General features: G+C 73.0%; 19 protein-coding genes. 7 read left to right on the top strand and 12 right to left on the bottom strand.

Annotated elements, in window-relative coordinates:
• Positions 1 to 23 precede the first annotated feature (23 nt).
• Positions 24 to 1,064: a 3-isopropylmalate dehydrogenase gene (locus ACLE50_RS05265; RefSeq protein ID WP_410942197.1), complete on the bottom strand. Its 1,041-nt coding sequence runs from the start codon at positions 1,062 to 1,064 to the stop codon at positions 24 to 26.
• A gap of 161 nt (positions 1,065 to 1,225) precedes the next feature.
• Here ACLE50_RS05265 and ACLE50_RS05260 point away from each other — a divergent pair, with 161 nt between their 5' ends.
• Positions 1,226 to 2,239, top strand: coding sequence for an LLM class flavin-dependent oxidoreductase (locus ACLE50_RS05260; protein WP_410942196.1), 1,014 nt, complete (start codon positions 1,226 to 1,228; stop codon positions 2,237 to 2,239).
• Between the two features lie 203 nt (positions 2,240 to 2,442).
• On the opposite strand, the gene serA is transcribed toward ACLE50_RS05260, so the two are convergent.
• The 4 genes from serA to ACLE50_RS05240 all read right to left on the bottom strand — a co-directional run bounded on the left by serA (position 2,443) and on the right by ACLE50_RS05240 (position 7,862).
• The gene (gene serA / locus ACLE50_RS05255; protein ID WP_410942195.1) at positions 2,443 to 4,050 is read right to left on the bottom strand and encodes a phosphoglycerate dehydrogenase; all 1,608 of its coding nucleotides are present in this window, start codon (positions 4,048 to 4,050) and stop codon (positions 2,443 to 2,445) included.
• 300 nt (positions 4,051 to 4,350) lie between these two features.
• The gene (gene ilvC / locus ACLE50_RS05250) at positions 4,351 to 5,355 is read right to left on the bottom strand and encodes a ketol-acid reductoisomerase (protein ID WP_410942194.1); all 1,005 of its coding nucleotides are present in this window, start codon (positions 5,353 to 5,355) and stop codon (positions 4,351 to 4,353) included.
• 48 nt (positions 5,356 to 5,403) lie between these two features.
• On the bottom strand, positions 5,404 to 5,913 hold the full coding sequence (ilvN, locus tag ACLE50_RS05245; RefSeq protein ID WP_410942193.1) for an acetolactate synthase small subunit: 510 nt from the start codon (positions 5,911 to 5,913) through the stop codon (positions 5,404 to 5,406).
• On the bottom strand, positions 5,910 to 7,862 hold the full coding sequence (locus ACLE50_RS05240; protein ID WP_410942192.1) for an acetolactate synthase large subunit: 1,953 nt from the start codon (positions 7,860 to 7,862) through the stop codon (positions 5,910 to 5,912). Before ACLE50_RS05240 ends, ilvN begins: the two co-directional genes overlap by 4 nt.
• A 267-nt stretch (positions 7,863 to 8,129) precedes the next feature.
• Here ACLE50_RS05240 and ACLE50_RS05235 point away from each other — a divergent pair, with 267 nt between their 5' ends.
• Together ACLE50_RS05235 and ilvD are read left to right on the top strand one after the other, a co-directional pair.
• Complete coding sequence (locus ACLE50_RS05235) at positions 8,130 to 8,684, top strand: PH domain-containing protein (RefSeq protein WP_410942191.1); 555 nt, start codon at positions 8,130 to 8,132, stop codon at positions 8,682 to 8,684.
• A gap of 420 nt (positions 8,685 to 9,104) precedes the next feature.
• Entirely contained in the window at positions 9,105 to 10,949 is a 1,845-nt protein-coding gene (ilvD, locus tag ACLE50_RS05230) for a dihydroxy-acid dehydratase (protein ID WP_410942190.1), read from the top strand.
• 54 nt (positions 10,950 to 11,003) lie between these two features.
• Here ilvD and ACLE50_RS05225 read toward each other — a convergent pair whose 3' ends face one another.
• Positions 11,004 to 11,774 carry a VC0807 family protein gene (locus ACLE50_RS05225; protein ID WP_410942189.1) on the bottom strand — a complete coding sequence of 257 codons (771 nt, stop codon included), beginning with the start codon at positions 11,772 to 11,774 and terminating at the stop codon, positions 11,004 to 11,006.
• Positions 11,775 to 11,878: 104 nt separating this feature from the next.
• Here ACLE50_RS05225 and ACLE50_RS05220 point away from each other — a divergent pair, with 104 nt between their 5' ends.
• Both ACLE50_RS05220 and ACLE50_RS05215 read left to right on the top strand, forming a co-directional pair.
• Complete coding sequence (locus ACLE50_RS05220; RefSeq protein WP_410942188.1) at positions 11,879 to 12,661, top strand: hypothetical protein; 783 nt, start codon at positions 11,879 to 11,881, stop codon at positions 12,659 to 12,661.
• A 143-nt stretch (positions 12,662 to 12,804) separates the two neighbouring features.
• Complete coding sequence (locus tag ACLE50_RS05215) at positions 12,805 to 14,187, top strand: NAD-dependent succinate-semialdehyde dehydrogenase (RefSeq protein WP_410942187.1); 1,383 nt, start codon at positions 12,805 to 12,807, stop codon at positions 14,185 to 14,187.
• Between the two features lie 54 nt (positions 14,188 to 14,241).
• Here ACLE50_RS05215 and ACLE50_RS05210 read toward each other — a convergent pair whose 3' ends face one another.
• The 3 genes from ACLE50_RS05210 to ACLE50_RS05200 form a co-directional block, all read right to left on the bottom strand.
• On the bottom strand, positions 14,242 to 15,180 hold the full coding sequence (locus ACLE50_RS05210; protein WP_410942186.1) for an aminoglycoside phosphotransferase family protein: 939 nt from the start codon (positions 15,178 to 15,180) through the stop codon (positions 14,242 to 14,244).
• The gene (locus tag ACLE50_RS05205; protein WP_410942185.1) at positions 15,173 to 15,772 is read right to left on the bottom strand and encodes a DoxX family membrane protein; all 600 of its coding nucleotides are present in this window, start codon (positions 15,770 to 15,772) and stop codon (positions 15,173 to 15,175) included. The genes ACLE50_RS05210 and ACLE50_RS05205 overlap by 8 nt, the downstream gene beginning before the upstream one ends.
• An 88-nt stretch (positions 15,773 to 15,860) precedes the next feature.
• Positions 15,861 to 16,784 (bottom strand): 2-hydroxyacid dehydrogenase, encoded by a 924-nt coding sequence (locus ACLE50_RS05200; protein ID WP_410942184.1) that lies wholly within the window; start codon positions 16,782 to 16,784, stop codon positions 15,861 to 15,863.
• 55 nt (positions 16,785 to 16,839) lie between these two features.
• Here ACLE50_RS05200 and ACLE50_RS05195 point away from each other — a divergent pair, with 55 nt between their 5' ends.
• On the top strand, positions 16,840 to 17,982 hold the full coding sequence (locus ACLE50_RS05195; RefSeq protein ID WP_410942183.1) for a PQQ-dependent sugar dehydrogenase: 1,143 nt from the start codon (positions 16,840 to 16,842) through the stop codon (positions 17,980 to 17,982).
• A 35-nt stretch (positions 17,983 to 18,017) separates the two neighbouring features.
• On the top strand, positions 18,018 to 18,332 hold the full coding sequence (locus ACLE50_RS05190; protein ID WP_410942182.1) for a hypothetical protein: 315 nt from the start codon (positions 18,018 to 18,020) through the stop codon (positions 18,330 to 18,332).
• 168 nt (positions 18,333 to 18,500) lie between these two features.
• Here ACLE50_RS05190 and gatB read toward each other — a convergent pair whose 3' ends face one another.
• From gatB to gatC, 3 genes are read right to left on the bottom strand one after another with little or no spacing between them, the layout of a single operon-like run.
• Entirely contained in the window at positions 18,501 to 20,009 is a 1,509-nt protein-coding gene (gene gatB, locus ACLE50_RS05185) for an Asp-tRNA(Asn)/Glu-tRNA(Gln) amidotransferase subunit GatB (RefSeq protein ID WP_410942181.1), read from the bottom strand.
• The gene (gene gatA, locus ACLE50_RS05180; protein ID WP_410942180.1) at positions 20,006 to 21,529 is read right to left on the bottom strand and encodes an Asp-tRNA(Asn)/Glu-tRNA(Gln) amidotransferase subunit GatA; all 1,524 of its coding nucleotides are present in this window, start codon (positions 21,527 to 21,529) and stop codon (positions 20,006 to 20,008) included. Before gatA ends, gatB begins: the two co-directional genes overlap by 4 nt.
• Positions 21,526 to 21,858, bottom strand: coding sequence for an Asp-tRNA(Asn)/Glu-tRNA(Gln) amidotransferase subunit GatC (gene gatC / locus ACLE50_RS05175; RefSeq protein WP_410942179.1), 333 nt, complete (start codon positions 21,856 to 21,858; stop codon positions 21,526 to 21,528). Before gatC ends, gatA begins: the two co-directional genes overlap by 4 nt.
• Positions 21,859 to 21,913: the final 55 nt, after the last annotated feature.

Raw genomic sequence — 21,913 nt, 5'->3', positions numbered from 1 at the left:
CGTGGTCGTGGTCGGTGTGCGGCTCAGGGAGCTGCGACCTCGCGGCTGGACACCAGCGCGGCGAGCCGGTCCCCGATCGAGGACGTGCTGCCGGTCGCCGAGTGGTCCCGGGTGGCCAGGTCGAACGCGACGGCGGCCTCGATGCGCCGTGCCGAGTCGGTGTGGCCCAGGTGGTCGAGCATCAGCGCGACCGAGAGCACCGCTGCCGTCGGGTCGGCGACGCCCTGCCCGGCGATGTCCGGCGCGGAGCCGTGCACCGGCTCGAACATCGACGGGTTGACCCGGCTCGCGTCCAGATTGCCCGACGCGGCCAGCCCGATCCCGCCGGTCACCGCGGCCGCCAGGTCGGTGAGGATGTCGCCGAACAGGTTGTCGGTGACGATCACGTCGTAGCGGCCCGGGTCGGTGACCAGGTGGATCGTGGTCGAGTCGACGTGCTGGTAGGCGACCGAGACCTCCGGGTACTCCAGCGACACCTCCTCGACGATCCGCGACCACAGTGCACCGGCGTAGGTCAGCACGTTGGTCTTGTGCACCAGGGTCAGGTGCTTCTTCGGGCGCCGCTGCGCGCGGGCGAACGCGTCGCGCACGACCCGCTCGATGCCGAACGCGGTGTTCTGGCTGACCTCGGTGGCGATCTCGTACGGCGTGTCCTTGCGCAGCAGGCCACCGGTGCCGACGTACGGCCCCTCGGTGCCCTCCCGGACGACGACCAGGTCGATCTCCGGGTTGCCTGCCAGCGGGCTGCGCACGCCCGGGTAGAGCCGCGCGGGCCGCAGGTTCACGTGGTGGTCGAGCTCGAAGCGCAGCCGCAGGAGCAGACCGCGCTCCAGGATGCCGCTGGGCACCGACGGGTCACCGACGGCCCCGAGCAGGATCGCGTCCTGCTGCTTGATCTCGCTCAGCACGGACTCCGGCAGCAGCTCGCCGGTGGAGTGCCAGCGGGCGGCGCCGAGGTCGTACTCGGTCGTCTCGACGTCCCGGACGACCTCGCCGAGGACCTTCAACGCCTCGTTCGTGACCTCCGGGCCGATGCCGTCACCGGGGATGACCGCAAGACGCATGACCTCGTCCTCTCGTCGACTTGCCGCACTGCACGCTACCGTCCGCGGACGCAGGGTCATCGGTTGGCCACCCGACGGGGTGGGTACGACCGCGCAACCGGGGGACATTCGGGAGTGGACGGACCGGGAAGAGCCACGCGCACAACGACGTTGGAGTGGTCATGCCCACGTCCGCGGAGCCCCTCGAGCGGCTCGGTTTCCTGACCATCGGTTCGTTCGACGGCGACGCCCCCGCCGCCGGGCACGAGACGACGCTGCAGGTCATCGAGCTGGGCGAGCGCCTCGGCTTCGACAGCGCCTTCGTCCGGCACCGGCACTTCCAGTACGGCATCTCCTCGCCGGTCGCGGTGCTCGCGGCGGCGAGCCAGCGGACGTCGCGGATCGACCTCGGCACCGCGGTGATCCCGCTCGCGTGGGAGAACCCGCTGCGCCTGGCCGAGGACCTGGCCACGGTCGACGTGCTCTCCGGCGGGCGGTTGAACCCGGGGATCTCGATCGGTCCGCCGATGCGGTGGGACGACGTCCGCGAGGCCCTCTACCCCGACACCGCCGACGCCGAGGACTTCAGCCGGACCCGGATCGAGCGGCTGCTGTCGTTCCTGCGCGGGGAGCCGGCGAGCGCGTTCGAGGGGACCGTCGGGATCGAGACGTTCTCCCGGGCGGTGCAGCCGCACTCCCCCGGTCTGGCGGGCCGCATGTGGTACGGCGCGGGCAGCGGGAGCTCCGCGGTCTGGGCCGCCGAGCAGGGGCTGAACCTGCTGACCAGCAACGTGGTGCGCGCCGCCGACGGCGAGACCGACTTCGCCGCGATCCAGAGCCGGCTCATCCGGTCCTACAAGCAGGCCAGGCCGGACGGCCGGGTCTCGCAGGGGCTGGTCGTCGTGCCCACCGACTCCGCGACGCCCGAGCAGCGCGCCCGCTACGCCGACTACGCCGCCGCCCGCGACGCCCGCGTCGGGGTGCCGCAGGGCCCGGCCGGGCTGCTGTTCGCCCGCGACCTGGTCGGGACCTCGGACGAGATCGCCGAGGCCCTGCACGCCGACGCCGGCTTCCGCGAGGTGCGCGAGGCCGTCTTCGCGCTGCCCTTCGGGTTCCCGGAGGAGGACTACGTGCAGATCCTCACCGACATCGCCGGGAAGCTGGGGCCCGCACTGGGCTGGGCGCCGCGGGGGTGAGCCGGGTGAGCCGGGTGCTTCGAGGCCGACCGCACCAGGTGGCCGTCCCGCAGATGCCTCACCAGCTGAAACATCTCGCGGAGATGTCTCAGTAGCTGAGGTACTTCGCGCGCCCATGACCCGTGCTCCCGCCGTCGGCGGGCCCGTGGACCGCACGCCGCCGGCAGGCTCGCCGACCACAGCACCCCGGCGCCGCAGCACCCCTACTCGTCGAAGCTGATCAGCCGGATGGTCCGTGCCCCGACCGACGCGCCGATCGGCTCCAGCACGGCCGGGTCGATGCGGCGGTCGACGCGCAGGAGCATCAGGGCGTCGGCGCCGTCGGTGGTCTGGGAGATCTGGGCGGCCTCGATGTTCACCGCGGCCTCGCCGAGCAGCGATCCCACGCGGCCCATGACGCCGGGCCGGTCGGTGTACTCCAGCACCACGAGGTCGCCCTCGGCGCGCAGGTCGAAGTGCCGCCCGTTGATCTCGACGAGCTTCTGCACCTCGGCGCGCCCGGTGAGGGTGCCGGAGACGGTGACGACCTCGCCGTCGGGCATGGCGCCGCGCAGCTGCACGACGCTGCGGTGGTTCACGCTCTCCGGCGCCGTCGTCAGCTCGACGGTGACCCCGCGCTCCTCGGCCAGCTGCGGCACGTTGACGAACGTGACCTGGTCCTCGACGACGTGGGTGAACAGCCCGCGGAGCGCGGCCAGGCCGAGCACCTCGACGTCGTCGGCGGCGAGCTCGCCTGCCACGTCGACGGTCACCGACGTCGGCGTCCGCCCGGCGACGGCGTAGAGCGTGGTGCCGAGCTTCTGCACCAGCGGCACCCACGGCCGTACCTCCTCGCCGACCCCGCCGTGGACCTGCACGTTCACCGCGTCGGGCACGAACTCCCCGGCCAGCGCGAGCTGCACCGAGCGGGCGACGTCGGTACCGGCGCGGTCCTGCGCCTCGGCCGTCGACGCACCCAGGTGCGGTGTCACGACGACCTCGTCGAGCTCGAACAGCGGGCTCGACGTCGTCGGCTCGGTGACGTAGACGTCGATCCCGGCCCCGCCGACGTGCCCGGAGCGCACCGCCTCGGCCAGCGCGTCCTCGTCGACCAGGCCCCCGCGGGCGGCGTTGACGACGAGCACCCCGGGCTTGGTCAGCGCCAGCTGGTCCTTGCCGATCAGCCCGGCGGTCTCCGGCGTCTTCGGCAGGTGCACGGTGATCGCGTCCGCGACCCGCAGCAGGTCCTCGAGCTCCATCAGCTCGATCCCGAGCTGCGCCGCGCGCGACCGGGAGATGTAGGGGTCGTAGGCGACCAACCGCATGCCGAACGCGCCGAGCCGCTGCGCGACGAGCTGGCCGATCTTGCCCAGCCCGACGACGCCGAGGGTCTTGCCGTCGAGCTCGGTACCGGCGTAGGCGGAGCGCTTCCACTGCCCGGCCCGCAGCGACGCGTCGGCGGCGGGGATGTGCCGCGCGGTCGCCAGCAGCAGCGCGACGGCGTGCTCGGCGGCCGAGACGATGTTCGACGTCGGTGCGTTCACCACCAGCACCCCACGCGCGGTGGCCGCCGCGACGTCGACGTTGTCCAGCCCCACCCCGGCCCGGGCGACGACCTTGAGCCGGCCCGCGGCCGCGAGCAGCTCCGCGTCGACCTGCGTGGCGGAGCGCACCATCAGCGCGTCCGCATCGGCGACCGCCGCCAGCAGCGCGGACCGGTCGGTCCCGTCGACGTGGCGGACCTCGACGTCGGCTCCCAGCAGCTCCACCGCCGACGGCGCGAGCTTCTCGGCGAGCAGGACGACGGGACGGTGGTAGGCGGCGTTGCTCACGGTGTGCGGGTGCTCCCGGGTCGGCGGTCGATCATGGCCCGTTGTCCCCGGGCCGTGACCCATCGTAGGGCGGGCGCACGGCCGCAGGGCTCCCTCGGCGTGAGCCGCGCGACGAGCGGTGAACCCGTCGCGGCGAACCCGGCCCGTCACGCGTCGAACCCCCGCCCGGTCGTGCCGGACGGGGGTTCGACGATCCCTGCTCACCGGTGGGTGTACCGGGAGGGAGACGGCACGGGCCTCTCGGCCCGTGGCGCGTTCATCCTGCCGGACCGCTCCGGCGGACGATCACGCGGGTTCAGCTCACTTGGCCTTCTCGCCGACCCAGCTCATCAGGCCGCGGAGCTTCTCACCGACCTGCTCGAGCGGGTGCTCGGCACCCTGCTGCTGCAGCTTGGTGTAGTTCGGGCGGCCCGCCTCGTCCTCGGCGACCCACTCGCGCGCGAAGGTCCCGTCCTGGACCTCCTTGAGCACGGAGCGCATGTTCTCCTTCACCTCGGGGGTGATCACGCGCGGGCCGCGGGTGAGGTCTCCGAACTCGGCGGTGTCGGAGATCGAGAAGCGCTCGTTGGTGATGCCGCCCTCGTACATGAGGTCGACGATCAGCTTCAGCTCGTGCAGGCACTCGAAGTAGGCGATCTCCGGGGCGTAGCCCGCCTCGGTCAGCACCTCGAACCCGGTCTGGACCAGCGCGGCCGCGCCACCACAGAGGACGGCCTGCTCACCGAACAGGTCGGTCTCGGTCTCCTCGGTGAAGGTGGTCTCGATGACGCCGGCGCGGGCGCCGCCGATCGCGGCCGCGTAGGACAGCGCGAGCGCCTTGGCGTTGCCGGTCGCGTCCTGCTCGACGGCGATCAGGCACGGCACGCCCTTGCCGTCGACGAACTGGCGGCGGACCAGGTGGCCCGGGCCCTTCGGCGCGACCATCGCGACGTCGACGTCCGACGGCGGCTGGATCAGGTCGTAGCGGATGTTGAAGCCGTGCCCGAAGAACAGCGCGTCGCCCGGGTTCAGGTTCGGGGCGATGTCGTCGGCGTAGATGAAGCGCTGCTTGGTGTCCGGCGCCAGGATCATGATCAGGTCGGCCCACTCGGCTGCCTCGGCAGGCGTGACGACCTCGAGGCCCTCGTCGGCGGCCTTCTGGCGGGACTTCGAGCCCTCCGGCAGACCGATCTTGACCTCGACGCCCGAGTCCCGCAGGGACAGCGAGTGCGCGTGGCCCTGGGAGCCGTAGCCGATCACGGCGACCTTACGGCCCTGGATGATCGACAGGTCGGCGTCGGCGTCGTAGTAGATGTTGACACTCATGATGGGGAAGAGGTTCCTCTCAACACGTACAGCGGTTCGGAAGGGTGTCTAGCGGACGGCCGCGGCCGTGATGGAGCGGGGGCCACGCCCGACCGCCACCATCCCGGACTGGACCATCTCGCGGACCCCGTAGGGCTCGAGCATGCGCAGCAGCGCGTTCAGCTTGTCGGAGGTGCCGGTGGCCTCGATGGTCAGCGCCTCCGGGGAGACGTCGACGACCTTGGCGCGGAACAGCTGCACGGTCTCCAGCACCTGGCTGCGCACGGTGGCGTCGGCCCGGACCTTGACCAGCAGCAGCTCGCGCTGGACCGAGACGTCCGGCTCCAGCTCGACGATCTTGATCACGTTCACCAGCTTGTTCAGCTGCTTGGTGACCTGCTCCATCGGGAGCTCCTCGACCTCGACCACGATCGTCATCCGGGAGATGTCCGGATGCTCGGTCGGGCCGACCGCCAGCGAGTTGATGTTGAACCCGCGGCGGGAGAACAGCCCGGACACCCGGGCCAGGACACCCGGCTTGTCCTCGACCAGGACCGAGAGGGTGTGCAGCTCGCTCACTTGTCGCCCTCCAGGGCCTGCTCGGTCACCTCGGCGACGTCGTCGACCGACGCCGCCAGCTCGTCGTTCTCGAACTCGGGACGGATGTCCCGGGCAACCTTGATCTCGTCGTTGCTGGTGCCCGCGGCGACCATCGGCCACACCTGGGCGTCGGCTCCGACCACGAACTCCACGACCACCGGACGGTCGTTGATCTCCATGGCCTCGCGGATGACCCGGTCCACGTCCTCCTTGGACTCCGCCCGCAGGCCCACGCAGCCCATGGCCTCGGCCAGCATCGGGAAGTCCGGGATGCGCAGCTTGTGGGTCTTGAGGTCGGTGTTGGAGTAGCGCTCGCCGTAGAACAGGTTCTGCCACTGGCGGACCATGCCGAGGTTGCCGTTGTTGATCACGGCGACCTTGATCGGGATGCCCTCGATCGCGCAGGTGGCGAGCTCCTGGTTGGTCATCTGGAAGCAGCCGTCGCCGTCGATGCACCAGACCACGGTGTCCGGCTGCCCGACCTTGGCGCCCATCGCGGCCGGGACCGCGTAGCCCATGGTTCCCAGGCCGCCGGAGTTGAGCCAGGTGCGCGGCTTCTCGTAGCGGACGAACTGGGCCGCCCACATCTGGTGCTGCCCGACGCCTGCGGTGTAGATCGCGTCCGGGCCGGCGATCGCGCCGATCCGCTCGATCACGAACTCCGGCGAGACCGAGCCGTCGGCCGGCTCGCTCCAGCCCAGCGGGTACCGGTCGCGCAGCCCGCCGACCTGCCGCCACCAGGCGCTCAGGTCCGGGGCGGAGTACTCGGCGTGGTCGGCACGCACGGCCTCGATCAGCTCACCGATGACCTCCTTGCAGTCACCGACGATCGGGACGTCGGCCCGCCGGTTCTTGGAGATCTCGGCCGGGTCGATGTCGGCGTGGACGATCTTCGCGTCCGGCGCGAAGCTCTCCAGCTTGCCGGTGACCCGGTCGTCGAACCGGGCGCCGAGCGCGATGAGCAGGTCGGCCTTCTGCATGGCGGCGACGGCCGCGACCGTGCCGTGCATGCCGGGCATGCCCAGGTGCTGGTCGTGGCTGTCCGGGAACACGCCGCGCGCCATCAGGGTGGTGACGACGGGTGCGCCGGTCAGCTCGGCCAGCTCGCGCAGCTCCTCGGCGGCCTCGGCCTTGAGGACGCCGCCGCCGACGTAGAGCACGGGCTTGCGGGACTCGCGGATGAGCCGCGCGGCCTCGCGGATCTGCTTGCCGTGCGGCCGGGTCGTCGGCCGGTAGCCGGGCAGGTGCAGCTCCGGGGGCCAGTTGAACGTGGTCTGCTCCTGCAGCACGTCCTTGGGGATGTCCACCAGGACCGGGCCGGGCCGGCCGGTGGACGCCAGGTGGAAGGCCTCGGCGATCGCCTGCGGGATCTCCGCGGGGTCGGTCACCAGCATGTTGTGCTTGGTCACCGGCAGGGTGATGCCGGTGATGTCGGCCTCCTGGAAGGCGTCGGTGCCGATCAGCGAACGGGTCTGCTGGCCGGTGATGGCCACCAGCGGCACCGAGTCCATGTGGGCGTCGGCGATCGGGGTGACCAGGTTCGTGGCCCCCGGGCCGGACGTCGCCATGCAGACCCCGACCTTGCCGGTGGCCTGCGCGTAGCCGGTCGCGGCGTGGCCCGCGCCCTGCTCGTGGCGGACGAGGATGTGGCGCACCTTCGTCGAGTCGAGCAGCGGGTCGTACGCCGGGAGGATGGTCCCCCCGGGAAGCCCGAAGACGACCTCGCACCCGATCTCCTCGAGCGAGCGGACCAGGGACTGCGCCCCGGTCGCGGGCTCGTCGACGACCCGCTCGCCGGGCACCGTGGTGTCCTGGGTGGCGGGAGCGTTGCTCCGGGACGTCGTCTCGCCGCGCGGGGCCGTGGGCCGGCCGGGCGGCGGGCCCGGTTTCGGGCCGGACGTGCCGGACCGGGAGGGGGCGGTGGTCATGAGGTCTGCCTCACTGGAGATCGGTCGCGATCAGGTGCCGGACATGAAAAAACCCCCGCCGCCCGGTGCTGGGCTGGTGCGAGGGTGAGCGCGCGTCGTCCGAGTACGTCTGACTCAGGCGGCGACGCGCCCGGGAAGTACGAGAATTCGAACGGCGAACATGACCATGACGCTAGCACGGTGCCCGCGCCGGACGTCAACGGTCTCACCGCGACGAGGCCCCACCGGGCGCCCGCGCGCCGCGTGCGGGAGTGCGACACTGGGGCCGTGAGCAGCACCGACGACCGGAGCGACGACCACGCCACACCGCAGGCGGGAGCCGCGGCACCGCAGGCGCCGTCCCAGGATGTGGACGCCCGGGCGGACGAGATCGTGGCCGCTGCGGCCCGGGTCCGCGACGAGGGCAGGCTGACCGGCGTCGGCGGGCGGGCCATCGTGTTCGCGCACTCGCGGCTGACGATCGCCGTCGTGCTGGTCGTGGTGGTCGGCGCGCTGCCGCTGCTGTTCAGCGTGCCGTTCTTCTGGGTGGCGCTGCTGCTGCCGGTCGCGGTGATCGCCTGGGTGCTGTGGGTGCGCACGACGGTGACCCCGCAGCACGTGCAGGTCCGCTCGGTGCGCGGGACGCGGTCCGTCTCCTGGGACGACGTACGCGGGCTGGAGCTGGGACGGCGGTCCTCGGTGGTCGCCGTCCTCGCCGAGGGCACGGAGCCGGCCGCGAAGCCGCCGGCCACGAGGCTGACACTGCCCGCGGTGAAGGTCCGTGACCTGCCGATGGTGTCGCTGGCCAGCGGCGGGCGGATCCCGGACCCGGCGGAGTCCTGAGCGCTCGCCCGCCGAGACGCCGGTCCAGGTCGGGCGGCACGGAGGCGGCGACGGCGCGTACGGTTGGACACGACCGTGCGGACCCGCGCGCGACGTCCCGGAGTGCGATCCGCCCCGCCCGTCGCGTCCCGACCGGCCCGGCCCGCGCCCACCACACCTGCGACGCGCCGGGCGGGAAGAGCCCGCACGCGATGCTCGTCCGCGGCTCCGGGGGTTCACGGCTCCGGGGTTCATAACACCGCCCCGAGGGGCACCCTGGTGGACACCGGCGGCGACGAGGGTGCCCCTCGGGGCATCCGGACCGCGCCGGCGACCGAGCACCGACACTGCCGACAGCACGGCAGCACGGCAGCACGGCAGCACGGACAGCAGCACCGACAGCACCACCGCACGACAAGACCCGGCTGGAGACCCGACGACATGCCCGCCCTCCGTTCCCGCGTCACCACCCATGGCCGCAACGCCGCCGGAGCGCGCTCGCTCTGGCGCGCGACCGGCATGGGCGACAGCGACTTCGGCAAGCCGATCGTCGCGATCGCGAACTCCTACACCCAGTTCGTGCCCGGCCACGTGCACCTCAAGGACATGGGTGACCTCGTCGCGGGCGCGGTCGCCGAGGCCGGTGGCGTGGCGCGCGAGTTCAACACGATCGCCGTCGACGACGGCATCGCGATGGGCCACGGCGGGATGCTCTACTCGCTGCCCAGCCGCGAGGTCATCTCCGACGCCGTCGAGTACATGGTCAACGGGCACGCCGCGGACGCCCTGGTCTGCATCTCCAACTGCGACAAGATCACGCCCGGCATGCTGAACGCCGCGATGCGGCTCAACATCCCGACCGTGTTCGTCTCCGGCGGCCCGATGGAGGCAGGCAAGGCCGTCGTCGTCGACGGGGTGGCGCAGGCGCCGACCGACCTGATCACCGCGATCTCGGCGTCGGCGTCGTCGAACGTGGACGACGACGGGCTGACCGAGGTCGAGCGCTCCGCCTGCCCGACCTGCGGCTCCTGCTCGGGCATGTTCACCGCGAACTCGATGAACTGCCTGACCGAGGCGCTCGGGCTCTCGCTGCCGGGCAACGGCTCCACCCTCGCCACGCACGCGGCGCGCAAGGAGCTGTTCCTCGACGCCGGGCGCACCGTGATGGACCTGGCCACCCGCTGGTACCGCGACGACGACGAGAGCGCCCTGCCCCGCTCCATCGCGACCCGCGACGCGTTCGAGAACGCGATGGCGCTCGACGTCGCGATGGGCGGCTCGACCAACACCGTCCTGCACATCCTCGCCGCGGCGCAGGAGGGCGAGATCGACTTCGACCTCGAGGCGATCGACGCCGTCTCCCGCCGGGTGCCCTGCCTGAGCAAGGTCGCGCCGAACTCCGACTACCACATGGAGGACGTGCACCGGGCCGGCGGAATCCCGGCCATCCTCGGTGAGCTCTACCGCGGCGGGATGCTGCACGAGGACGTCCACTCCGTGCACTCGCCGTCGCTGGAGCAGTGGCTCTCGGACTGGGACATCCGCTCCGGCAAGGCCACCGACACCGCGATCGAGCTGTACCACGCGGCGCCGGGCGGGGTCCGGACCACGCAGGCGTTCTCCACCGAGAACCGCTGGTCCTCCCTCGACACCGACGCCGAGGGCGGCTGCATCCGCGACGCCGAGCACGCCTACTCCGCCGACGGCGGGCTCGCCGTGCTGCGCGGCAACCTCGCCGAGGACGGCGCGGTGATCAAGACCGCCGGCATCCCGGAGGACATCTGGGAGTTCGAGGGCCCGGCCGTGGTCCTGGAGAGCCAGGAGGAGGCCGTCTCGGCGATCCTCACCAAGCAGATCAAGCCCGGCGACGTCCTGGTCATCCGCTACGAGGGCCCGTCCGGCGGGCCGGGGATGCAGGAGATGCTGCACCCCACCGCGTTCCTCAAGGGCGCGGGCCTGGGCAAGGCGTGCGCGCTGATCACCGACGGCCGGTTCTCCGGTGGCTCGTCGGGCATCTCGGTCGGGCACATCTCCCCCGAGGCCGCCGACGGCGGCACGATCGGCCTGGTCGAGACCGGTGACCGGATCCGCCTGGACGTGCGGGCCCGCTCGCTGGAGCTGCTCGTCGAGCCGGAGGTGCTGGCCGACCGGCGCGGCAAGATGGAGTCCTCCGAGCGCCCGTGGCAGCCGGTCGACCGGCAGCGCGAGGTGTCCAAGGCCCTGCGCGCCTACGCCTACATGGCCACCTCGGCCGACAAGGGCGCGGTGCGCAAGCTGCCGTCCTGATCTCTCCGTCCTGATTGTGGGGTGCCGCCCGTCGGCCGGCACCCCACAGGCATGTCAGGGGACGCTGGGCCGTGTCACGGGATGGTCGGGCCCGGTGGGCTCGATCGGCGGGTCGGGGACCTCGCCTGCCGCGCGGGAGCGGGCCTCGCCGACACGCTGGGCGTGGCGGGCGTAGAGGATCGTCCAGACCACCAGCGCCACGAGGATCACGAACGGCGCGACGTTGTTGACCACGACCATGGTGTCGACCGGCAGCAGCCAGGTGAGCACCGCGCGGGCGATCCCCTCGGCCAGGAACACCACGCCCCAGACCGCCGTGAGCACCATCTGGGTGCGGCGGAATCCGGGATAGCGCCACAGGCCGTTCCACCAGGTGATCCGCTCCGGCTCGCCACCGGTCGCGAAGCGACGCCCGTAGTAGAACATCAGCGGTCTCGGGGCCAGCACCAGCGAGCCGAGCGCGACCAGGCCGAACAGCATGGTCAGCACCGTCTCCTTGAGCATCAGCAGCCGCGGGTCGTCGAAGAACAGCGAGGTCAGGACGCCGATCCCGATCAGGATCAGCACGATCACGGCGAACTCGTCGAGGCGGCCGCGGCGCAGCCAGGTGACCCCGAGATCGAGCAGCGGCCCCACCGAGCTCGCGATGAGCGCCCACACCGGGGCCACCCCGGCGTCGGTGAGCAGGTCGTACACCACGATCGGGACGACCACCGTGAGCAGGCCCAGCTGGACCCAGCCCAGGATCTGCATGCCCACGCTCTCCTCGGTCGGCGGCCGGGCGCCACGGGAGGACTCGTTCGGGGACACCGTGCCTGCTGCCATGGATACCGCCCCAACGTATGACGTTATTGTTCACGGTCGTGAACGACGATGTGGCGCCAGAATCCTCCGGAGGACGGCCGCGCCGCAACCCGACGAGCGGAATCGTGGCCTCTTTGTTCCCGTTGTCCGGAAGGTCGGAGATATCCGGAACGGCCCTGGTCGCGCTGCTCGGCGAGTTCGGGCTGAGCGAGGCCGCGGCGCGCAGGCACCTCGCCCGGATGCGCGAGGACGACATGCTCGCCGGCACCCGCGACGGCCGGTCCACCCGCTACCGGATGATCGGCCGGTTCGGCGAGCGCGCCCGCAGCATCGGCGCCGGCCTCGGTGCCCCGCCCCCGCCGTGGGAGGGCCACTTCCACGCGCTGCTGTTCGCCGTCCCCGAGCCCCGCCGCGCGTACCGGGACCGCCTGCGGCGCATGGCGACCTTCGTCGGCTACGGCCAGCTCCAGCCCGGGGTGCTGATCGCGGTCACCGACCTGGCGGCCCGGATCGACGACGTCCTGGCCGAGTGCCCCGCCGACGCCCGCGTCACCCGCGCGACGCTCGCGATGGACGCGGACGAGGCCGCCCGGGTCGCCGTCCCGGCCTGGGATCTCGACGACCTCGCCGCCACCCTGACCCGGCACGCGGAGAACCTGGAGGCGGCACTGTGCGAGCCCGGCGACCCACCGTCCGGCGGAGCGGCGCTGCGCCACGTGTCGGATCTGTTCAACGGGGTGTTCCTCGACCTGCTGCGCGACCCGCGACTCCCGGCCGAGCTGCGCCCTCCCGGCTGGCCGTTCCCCCGGCTGCTGCGGGCGATGGGCGAGGCACGGGACCGGTTCCAGCCTCCGGCGATCGAGTTCCTGCACGCACGGCTGGAAGAAATCGACGGACCGCCACGTTGATTGCATCGGCAATCACCTCGGCCGGCCCGGGCCGCACATGTGCCGCCGCGGGCCACCGGCCCGGGTGAGCCATGTTTGCCGTGCTCACCACCCGGACATCCGGCGTGGTCCGACGCGGCACGAACGCGACACCGGAAGGAACCATGAGCGCCTACGTGACGACCAACCCGGCCACCGGCCGGACCGAGAAGGAGTTCCCGGAGCTCACCGACGCGGAGGTCGACGGTGTCCTGACCCGGGTCTTCGACGCCTACGCCGGCTGGCGCGCCACCCCGGCCGCCGACCGGGCGAAGATCCTGCACGCCGTCGCCGACGCCTACGAGGCCCGCAGCGACGAGCTGGCCACCCTGATCGCGACCGAGATGGGCAAGCCGGTCCGCGAGGCCGCGGGCGAGGTGGCGCTGTCCGCGTCGATCTACCGCTGGTACGCCGAGCACGGCCCGGACCTGCTGGTCCAGGAGGAGCTCGACCCGCAGGGCGCGGCCGAGTCCGTCGTGCAGACCGAGCCGGTCGGCCCGCTCGTCGGGATCATGCCGTGGAACTACCCCTACTACCAGGTGGCCCGCTTCGTCGCGCCGAACCTGATGGTGGGCAACACGATCGTCCTCAAGCACGCGCCGATCTGCGCGGCGTCCGCGGAGGTCGTCGCCGAGATCCTGCACGACGCGGGCGTCCCCGCCGACGTCTACGTCAACGTCTTCGCCACCAACGACCAGGTCGCGGAGATGGTCGCCGACCCGCGGGTGCGCGGCATCTCGCTGACCGGCAGCGAGCGCGCCGGCGCCGCCGTCGCCGAGAACGCGGGCCGGCACCTGAAGAAGGCGGTCCTGGAGCTGGGCGGCTCGGACGCGTTCATCGTGCTCGACGACGCCGACGTCGCGACCACCGCGAAGACCGCGGGCCGCGCCCGGCTGTCCAACGCCGGGCAGGCGTGCAACTCCCCGAAGCGCATGATCGTGTCCAACGACCGGCTCGACGAGTTCGTGTCCGGGCTGGTCGCGGCGTTCGAGGGCGCCGAGCCGGGCGACCCGACCGACCCGGACACCCGCCTCGGGCCGCTGTCCTCGGTCGCCGCGCGCGACGGCGTCGTCGAGCAGGTGCGCCGCGCCGTGGAGCAGGGCGCGACCCTGCACACCGGCGGCGACGCCGTCGACGGCGACGGCGCGTTCATGCGCCCGGCCGTGCTCACCGGCGTCACCAAGGACATGGACGCCTACCACGACGAGATCTTCGGCCCGGTCGCCGTGGTCTACGGCGTCGACTCGGTCGACGAGGCCGTCGACCTGGCCAACGACGTCGAGTTCGGGCTCGGCGGCTCGGTGTGGAGCAGCGACCTGGAGCGTGCGCAGGAGGTCGTCGACCGCCTCGACGTCGGCATGGCCTTCGTCAACGAGCACGGCACGACACTGCCCGGGCTGCCGTTCGGCGGGGTGAAGCGCTCCGGCTTCGGGCGCGAGCTCGGCCGCTGGGGCATGGGCGAGTTCGTCAACACCCGGCTCCGCCGGATCGCGGCGCCGAAGGGCTGAGCTGCGGCGCGGCGTCCCGTCCCCGCGCGGAGCGGGGCGTCGCGCAGCCGGCGCTCACATCCCCAGCGCCGCACCCAGCTCGGCCAGCGCCTCGTCGACCACTCGCACCATCGACGCAGCGCGGTCCGCGCCCAGGTGTTCGGCGGAGTACGGCAGGTACTGCACGTGGGCCTGCACCCGCGCCCACGCGGTCTCCGCGGCGATCATGCGCGGCGGGTCGGCGGCGCCGGTCGCGGCGTGCAGCGTCTCCCGGTAGATCTCCGGGACCGGCGCGGCGGGAGCGTCGGCGGGGCCGTCGACGGGCGGCGCGGCGAGCACGGCGGTGTCCAGCGACCCGGGGGCGACGCGGGCGTTGCCCCAGTCGAGCAGGATCCCGCCGCCGGGGGTCCGCAGCACGTTGCCGCGGTGCGCGTCGCCGTGACAGAGCGTGCGCGGCAGCGCGGCGAGGGCGGTGCCGATCCGCGGGTCCGTCGCCAGCGCCCCGATGCGGTCCGCCGCGCCGCTGTCCGCGCCATCGTGCACGGAGTCGGCGCCGGCGCGGTCGAGCGCGTCGGCGGCCTGCGCGCACAGCCCCTCCCACCAGCGCGGATCGACGACCGGGACACCGCGCGGCCGGTTGCGGCGCCAGTGCGCGTGCACCAGCGCGAGGCTGCGCCATACCTCGTCGGGCACCGGGTCACCGGGGCCGAGCGGCTCGCCCGGCTCGTGTGCGAGGACCAGCCAGTCGTCACCGTGCGCGAGCATCCGCGGCACCCGCACCGGGCCGTTCACCACCGCGACCGCCCGCAGCGCGGCTGCCTCGGCCGCGTTCTTCTCGCGGTCGCCGGTCTTGAGGACGACGTCGGTACCGTCGTCGAGGGTGATCCGCTCAACAGAGCCGGCGACGACGCCACCGGTCAGCGCGGCACGGGAGGCGACCCGGACGGGGCGGCGCAGCTTGGCGGCGAGCGGGCCCAGCCAGTCGTCGTCGGGGAGCACGGGCGGCTCAGCCACGCAGCACGAACAGCACCAGCAGCGCGATGCCGACCCCGACGACCAGCGACAGCACCGCCCACGGCAGCGGACGACGCTGGTAGGTGCGGCCCGCGTCGAGCGCGATCCGCCCGGCGCCGGTGAACACCAGCGCCGCGGCGCCCGCACCGAGCAGCAGGTGCAGCTCGACGGAGTTGGGCCCGCCGGAGGCGAACAGCGGTGCGGAGATCCCGGCCGGGGTCACCGCCAGCGCGACCGCGACGATCTTCGAGGCGAGCAGCCCGGACGCCGCGAACGGGGTGAGCAGCCCCAGCACCAGCAGCACGCCGAACACCAGCTGCCCGACGCCGAGCACCCAGGCCAGCGGCGAGGAGAACGTCGCGAACCCGAGCGCCTGCAACGCGCCGTCGGTCCCGGCCGGGCCGAGCCCGCCGAGGGTGCCGAACACCTTCTGCGCACCGTGCGCGGCGAACAGCACGCCGACGACCAGGCGCAGCACGAGCAGCCCGATGTCCGACGACACGTGCGCCGGCACGGGCAGCCGCTCCGGGCGCGTGTGCTCCGGCGGCTCGTCCCCGCCGAGGCTGCCCCAGTCGTACTGCTGCGTGCTCATGGCACCGGACCCTACCGGCGCGACGCCGCGCCACCTGGGGGTTTTCCCCGGCGTTTCCCCTAGTGGTCCCCGGTCGTGGGCGCCGGGATCAGTACGCCCCGGTGACCAGGTTCGGCGGCTCCTCGCCGCGGGCGAACGCGGCGATCTGCTCGGCGGCCACGCCGTACGCGCGGCGCATCGCCAGCGGCACGCTCCCGCCGACGTGCGGGGTGAGCAGCAGTCCGGGCGCCGACCACAGCGGGTGCCCCTCGGGCAGCGGCTCCGGATCGGTCACGTCGACGGCGGCACGCAGCCGGCCGGCGGTCAGCTCCGCGAGCAGCGCATCGGTGTCGACGACGGGCCCGCGGGCCCCGTTGACCAGCAGCGCTCCGTCGGGCATGGCGGCGAGGAACGCGGCGTCGACCATGCCGCGGGTCTCGTCGGTCAGCGGGACGACCAGCACGCACGCGTCGTGGGCGGGCAACAGGCGGGGCAGCTCGTCCCAGCCGTGCACACCCTCGCGGGCGGTGCGGCCGACCATGGTGATCTCGACGTCGAACGGGGCGAGCCGGGCGCGGATCTTCTCCCCCACGTCCCCGGCGCCGACCACGAGGACCTTCTTCCCGGCCAGCTCCTCGGTCTGGTGGTAGTCCCACTCGCCGCGGTCCTGCGCGCGGACGAACCGGTCGAGGTGCCGGTAGACGGCGAGCAGCACCGCGACGACCCACTCGGCGGTCGCGCCGCCGTGCGCGCCGCGCCCGTCGGAGAGCTGCACGCCCTCGGGCAGCCGCCCGATCCACGCCTCGGCCCCGGCGGTGAGCAGCTGCACCAGCTCCAGGTGCGGCATCTTCTCGGTCATCGCGACCGCGTCGGAGCTCGCCAGGAACGGGGCGACGAGCGCGCGGGCCTCGGCGGCCTCGGCCGGCAGCGGCCGGTCCGGGTCGTAGACGACGGGGGTGACGCCCTCGACCTCCCCGACGATCTCCGCGCCGACGTCGTGCGGCACCAGGACGGTCAGGCTCGACTCGCTCATGGTCGACGACGGTACTCACCGGGTGCTCACCCCGCGGCGCCTAGCCTGGGCGATCGTGAAGGCCCGTCTGCTGCTCGTCGTCGCGGCGCTCGTGCTGCTCGTGAGCGGGTGCGCGACGTTCCCCGAGGAGGGTCCGCGCGACTGGCGCCCGCAGGCCGATGGCGAGGGCGAGCTGGGCGGGCCGCCGTCGATCGCGCCGCCGGAGCCGAAGCAGCAGCAGCCTTCCGAGAAGCCGGAGAAGCCCGGCGAGGACGGCAAGCAGCAGCCCACGGGCCCCTGCCAGGATCCCGACGAGCGGATCGTCACCGCCTGCCTCGGCGCGGTCGGGGGTCTCGTGGTGCTCCCGGACGGCGAGTCCGCCCTGGCCGGGGAGCTGACGACCGGCCGGATCCTGCGGGTGCACCGGGACGAGAAGCCGGTGGTCGTCGCGACCGTCGACGTCGACCGGTCCGCGGGTGAGGGACTGCTCGGGCTGGCCCTGTCGCCGGCCTACCCCGAGGACCGGCTGATCTACGCGCTCGTCCGCACCCGGGACGACGTGCGCGTCGTGCGGATCGCCCAGGGCGAGCCCGCGAAACCGGTGCTGGCCGGGATCCCGAAGGACGTCCGCGGCGGCGCGCTCGGGCTCGACAGGAACGGGTACCTGCTGGTCGCGACGGGACGGTCGGCGGCGAAGCCCGCGGACCGGCTCGCCGGCGCGGTGCTGCGGGTCGACACCCTCGGCCGTCCGGCACCGGGCAACACCGCACCGGGGTCGCCGGTGTTCACCACCGGGGTCACCAGCCCGGGCGGGGTGTGCAGCGACCCGGCGACCGGGCGCGCCTGGGTCACCGACCGGCAGGAGCGGCGTGACGTCGTCGCCCCGATCGGCAAGGGCGCCCTCGGCAGTCCGCTGTGGACGTGGCCTGCCCGGCCCGGAGTCGCCGGGTGCGCGCTGTCCTCGGGGTACCTGGCGGTCGTCCAGCCCGCGCTGACCTCGGTGCTGCTGCTGCAGCTCAACCCGGACGGCACCGTCAGCGAGCAGCCGAAGAGTGTGCTGGACAAGGACTTCGGCCGGCTGCGGCCGGCCGCCGTCGCCCAGGACGGGCTGCTCTGGACAGCGAGCACCAACAAGAGGGACGGTAAGCCCGCGGCCCGCGACGACGTCGTCGTCCGGATGCCGCTGGCGCCCGGTGGTGGGGGCGGCGACAAGTCCTGACACGTCCTGACGGACCGTTCGAACCGGGGGATCGGATGACCCGCAAGGCCGAGATCGCAGGGAACGTGCTGTTGCTCGTGATCCTGGCCATCGCCGTGGTGCTGTGGTTCGTGGGCTACACCGGCTGGCCGTTCGTGCTGATGCTGCTGTCGTCGGGGGTGTCGCTGACGGCGAGCCTGCTCCGGCAACGCAACCAGGAGCCGATCGGTGAGGTGGATCCCGAGCTGACCGATGCCCTGCGTGCCCGCCGCGACGCCGACGGCGAGGTCGCTGCCATCCGCGAGCTGCGCCGGCACCGGCCGAAGTCCTCGCTCGTCGACGCCACGAACTGGGTCCGTTCCATGGACTGACCGCCGCCCCTGCACGATCGCCGCCCCTGGAGATCGCCACGTCTGTGACCAGGCGGCCGCCGGGCGAACGCTGCGTCACGAACGTGGCGATCACCGGGCGAGACACCGGGTGAACGGCGCGGGGGCGGCCCCGGGGATCCCGGAACCGCCCCCGCGGGACGAACGCGCTCAGCCGTTGCAGCGCTCCACGACCAGCTCCCGCACGCGCTTGGCGTCGGCCTGGCCCTTGGTCGCCTTCATGACCGCACCGACGATCGCACCGGCGGCCTGCACCTTGCCGCCACGGATCTTCTCCGCGACGTCGGGCTGCTCGGCCAGGGCCGCGTCGACGGCGGCAACCAGCTCGCCCTCGTCGGAGACGACCTTCAGCCCGCGGGCGGCGACGACCTCGTCGGGCGTGCCCTCGCCGTCGAGCACGCCGTCGACGACCTGGCGGGCCAGCTTGTTCGTCAGCTCGCCGTCGGTGACCAGCGCGATCACCCGCGCCACCTGCTCCGGGGTGATCGCCAGATCGGTGAGCTCCACGGCACGGGTGTTGGCCTGCTGCGCGAGGTAGGCGACCCACCAGGAGCGGGCCTCCTGCGACGACGCGCCCGCGGCGACGGTGGCCTCGACCAGGTCGAGCGCACCGGCGTTGACCAGGTCGCGGATCTCCTCGTCGGAGACGCCCCACTCGGTCTGGATCCGCTTGCGGCGCTCCCACGGCAGCTCGGGCAGCGTGCCGCGCAGCTCCTCGACCCACTCCTCCGACGGCGCGATCGGGACCAGGTCGGGCTCCGGGAAGTACCGGTAGTCCTCCGAGGTCTCCTTCTTGCGCCCGGCGCGGGTGTGCCCGGTGGCCTCGTCGAAGTGCCGGGTCTCCTGCACGATCTCGCCGCCGGCGTCGAGCACGCCTGCCTGGCGGCTCATCTCGAACCGGACGGCCCGCTCGACCGACCGCAGCGAGTTGACGTTCTTGGTCTCGGTGCGGGTGCCCAGCTCGCCGGTGTCCTTGGGCGACAGCGACAGGTTCACGTCGGCACGCATCGAGCCCTGGTCCATCCGGACGTCGGAGACGCCGAGGGACTTCACCAGGTCACGCAGTGCGGTGACGTAGGCGCGAGCCACCTCCGGGGCGCGCGCCCCGGTGTCCGGGACCATCTTGGTGACGATCTCGATCAGCGGGACGCCTGCCCGGTTGTAGTCGAGCAGCGAGTGGTCGGCACCGTGGATGCGGCCGTCGGCCCCGCCGACGTGCAGCGACTTGCCGGTGTCCTCCTCCATGTGCGCGCGCTCGATGCCGATCCGGACGACCTCGCCGTCGTCGAGGGTCAGGTCCAGGAACCCGTCGTGGGCGATCGGCTCGTCGTACTGGGAGGTCTGGAAGTTCTTCGGCATGTCCGGATAGAAGTAGTTCTTCCGGGCGAAGCGGCCCCACGGTGCGATCGAGCAGTTCAGCGCCAGCCCGATCCGGATCGCGGACTCCACCGCGGTCCGGTTGACCACCGGCAGCGCGCCGGGCAGGCCCAGGCAGACCGGGCAGACCTGGGTGTTCGGCTCGGCGCCGAACCCGGTCGGGCAGCTGCAGAACATCTTGGTGTTCGTGGACAGCTCCACGTGCACCTCGATGCCCAGCGTCGGGTCGAAGCGGGCGACGACGTCGTCGAAGTCGACGAGCTCCTCGGTCGACGCGGTCATGCGGACACCACCTCCGGAACGCGCGCGATCAGCGGACCGCCCTCGTCGGCGTCGCGGGCGGCCTCGAAGGCGGCCCCGACGCGGTACATCACGGCCTCGCCCAGCGCGGGCGCCATGACCTGCAGGCCCACCGGCAGCCCCTCGGACAGCCCGGCAGGCAGCGACATCCCGGCCACACCGGCCAGGTTCGTCGGGATCGTTGCCAGGTCGTTGAGGTACATGGCCAGCGGGTCGTCGACCTTCTCCCCGATCGGGAACGGCACGGTCGGCGCGGTCGGCGAGACGAGCACGTCGGCCTGGGCGAACGCGTTCGCGAAGTCCCGCCCGATCAGGGTACGGACCTTCTGCGCCTGGCCGTAGTAGGCGTCGTAGTAGCCGCTGGACAGCGCGTAGGTGCCGAGCATGATCCGGCGCTTCACCTCGGGGCCCAGCCCCTGCTCGCGGGTGTTCGCCATGACCTCCTCGGCGCTGCGGCCCTCGGCCACGCGCAAGCCGTAGCGCATGGCGTCGAACCGGGCGAGGTTCGACGACACCTCGCTCGGCAGGATCAGGTAGTACGCGGCCATGGCGTACTCGAAGTTCGGGCAGGACACCTCGACGATCTCGGCGCCCAGCTTCTCCAGCCGGCGCAGCGACGCGTCGAACGCCGCGCGCACGCCCGGCTGGTAGCCCTCGCCGCCGAGCTCCCGCACGACGCCGACGCGCAGCCCGGTCAGGTCCCCGGTCGCACCCTGGCGCGCGGCCTCGACCACCGCCGGGAGCTCCCGGTCGATCGAGGTGGAGTCGCGCTCGTCGTGGCCGCCGATGACCTCGTGCAGCAGCGCCGCGTCGAGCACGGTGCGGGCGCACGGCCCGCCCTGGTCCAGTGACGACGCGCAGGCGATCAGCCCGTAGCGCGACACCTGGCCGTAGGTCGGCTTGACGCCGACGGTGCCGGTGAACGCGGCCGGCTGGCGGATCGAGCCGCCGGTGTCGGTGCCGATCGACAGCGGCGCCTCGAACGCGGCCAGCGAGGCCGCGGAGCCACCGCCGGAGCCGCCCGGCACGCGGGTGCGGTCCCATGGGTTGCGGGTGACGCCGTACGCCGAGTGCTCGGTCGACGAGCCCATCGCGAACTCGTCCATGTTCGTCTTGCCCAGCACCGGGATCCCGGCGGCGCGCAGCCGCGCGGTGACCGTGGAGTCGTACGGCGGCTGCCAGCCCTCGAGGATCCGGGACCCGGCCGTCGTGGGCATGTCGGTGGTGGTGAAGACGTCCTTGAGAGCCAGCGGCACCCCGTCCAGCGGGGACGCGGGCTGCTCACCGGCGGCGATCCGGGCGTCGGCCAGCTCGGCCGCGGCCAGCGCGGACTCCGCACCGACGTGCAGGAACGCGTGCACGCCCTGCTCGCCACCGTCGACGGCGGCGATCCGGTCCAGGTGCGCCTGCGTGACCTCGACCGAGGACACCTCACCGGAGTGGATCTTCTGGGCCAGCTCGGCGGCGGTCAGCCGGACGAGCCCGCTGCTCGGGGTGCTCACTGCTCCTCCCCCAGGATGCGCGGGACGCGGAAGCGGCCGTCCTCGGCCGCGGGGGCACCGGCGAGTGCCTGCTCCTGGGTCAGCCCCGGGCGGCGCTCGTCGGGCCGGAAGACGTTCTCCAGCGGGACGGCGTGCGAGGTCGGCGGGATGTCGTCGGCGGCGACCTCCCCGACCCGGGCCACCGACCCGATGATCACGTCGAGCTGGCCCGCGAAGGTGTCCAGCTCCTGCTCGGTGACGGCCAGCCGGGCCAGCCGGGCGAGGTGCGCGACCTCGTCCCGGGTGATGGCCCCACCGGTGCCCGTCGGGCCGGCGGAATCGGCGGTCATGCCCCTCCTCGGGATGGTTCACTCCGCGGGACCGGGGCCGGACGCGACTCCGCGT

Source organism: Pseudonocardia phyllosphaerae (assembly GCF_046546475.1).
Classification (GTDB): domain Bacteria; phylum Actinomycetota; class Actinomycetes; order Mycobacteriales; family Pseudonocardiaceae; genus Pseudonocardia; species Pseudonocardia phyllosphaerae.
The sequence above is the reverse complement of the archived record's forward strand: the minus strand, read 5'-3'. Positions and strand labels throughout refer to the sequence as shown.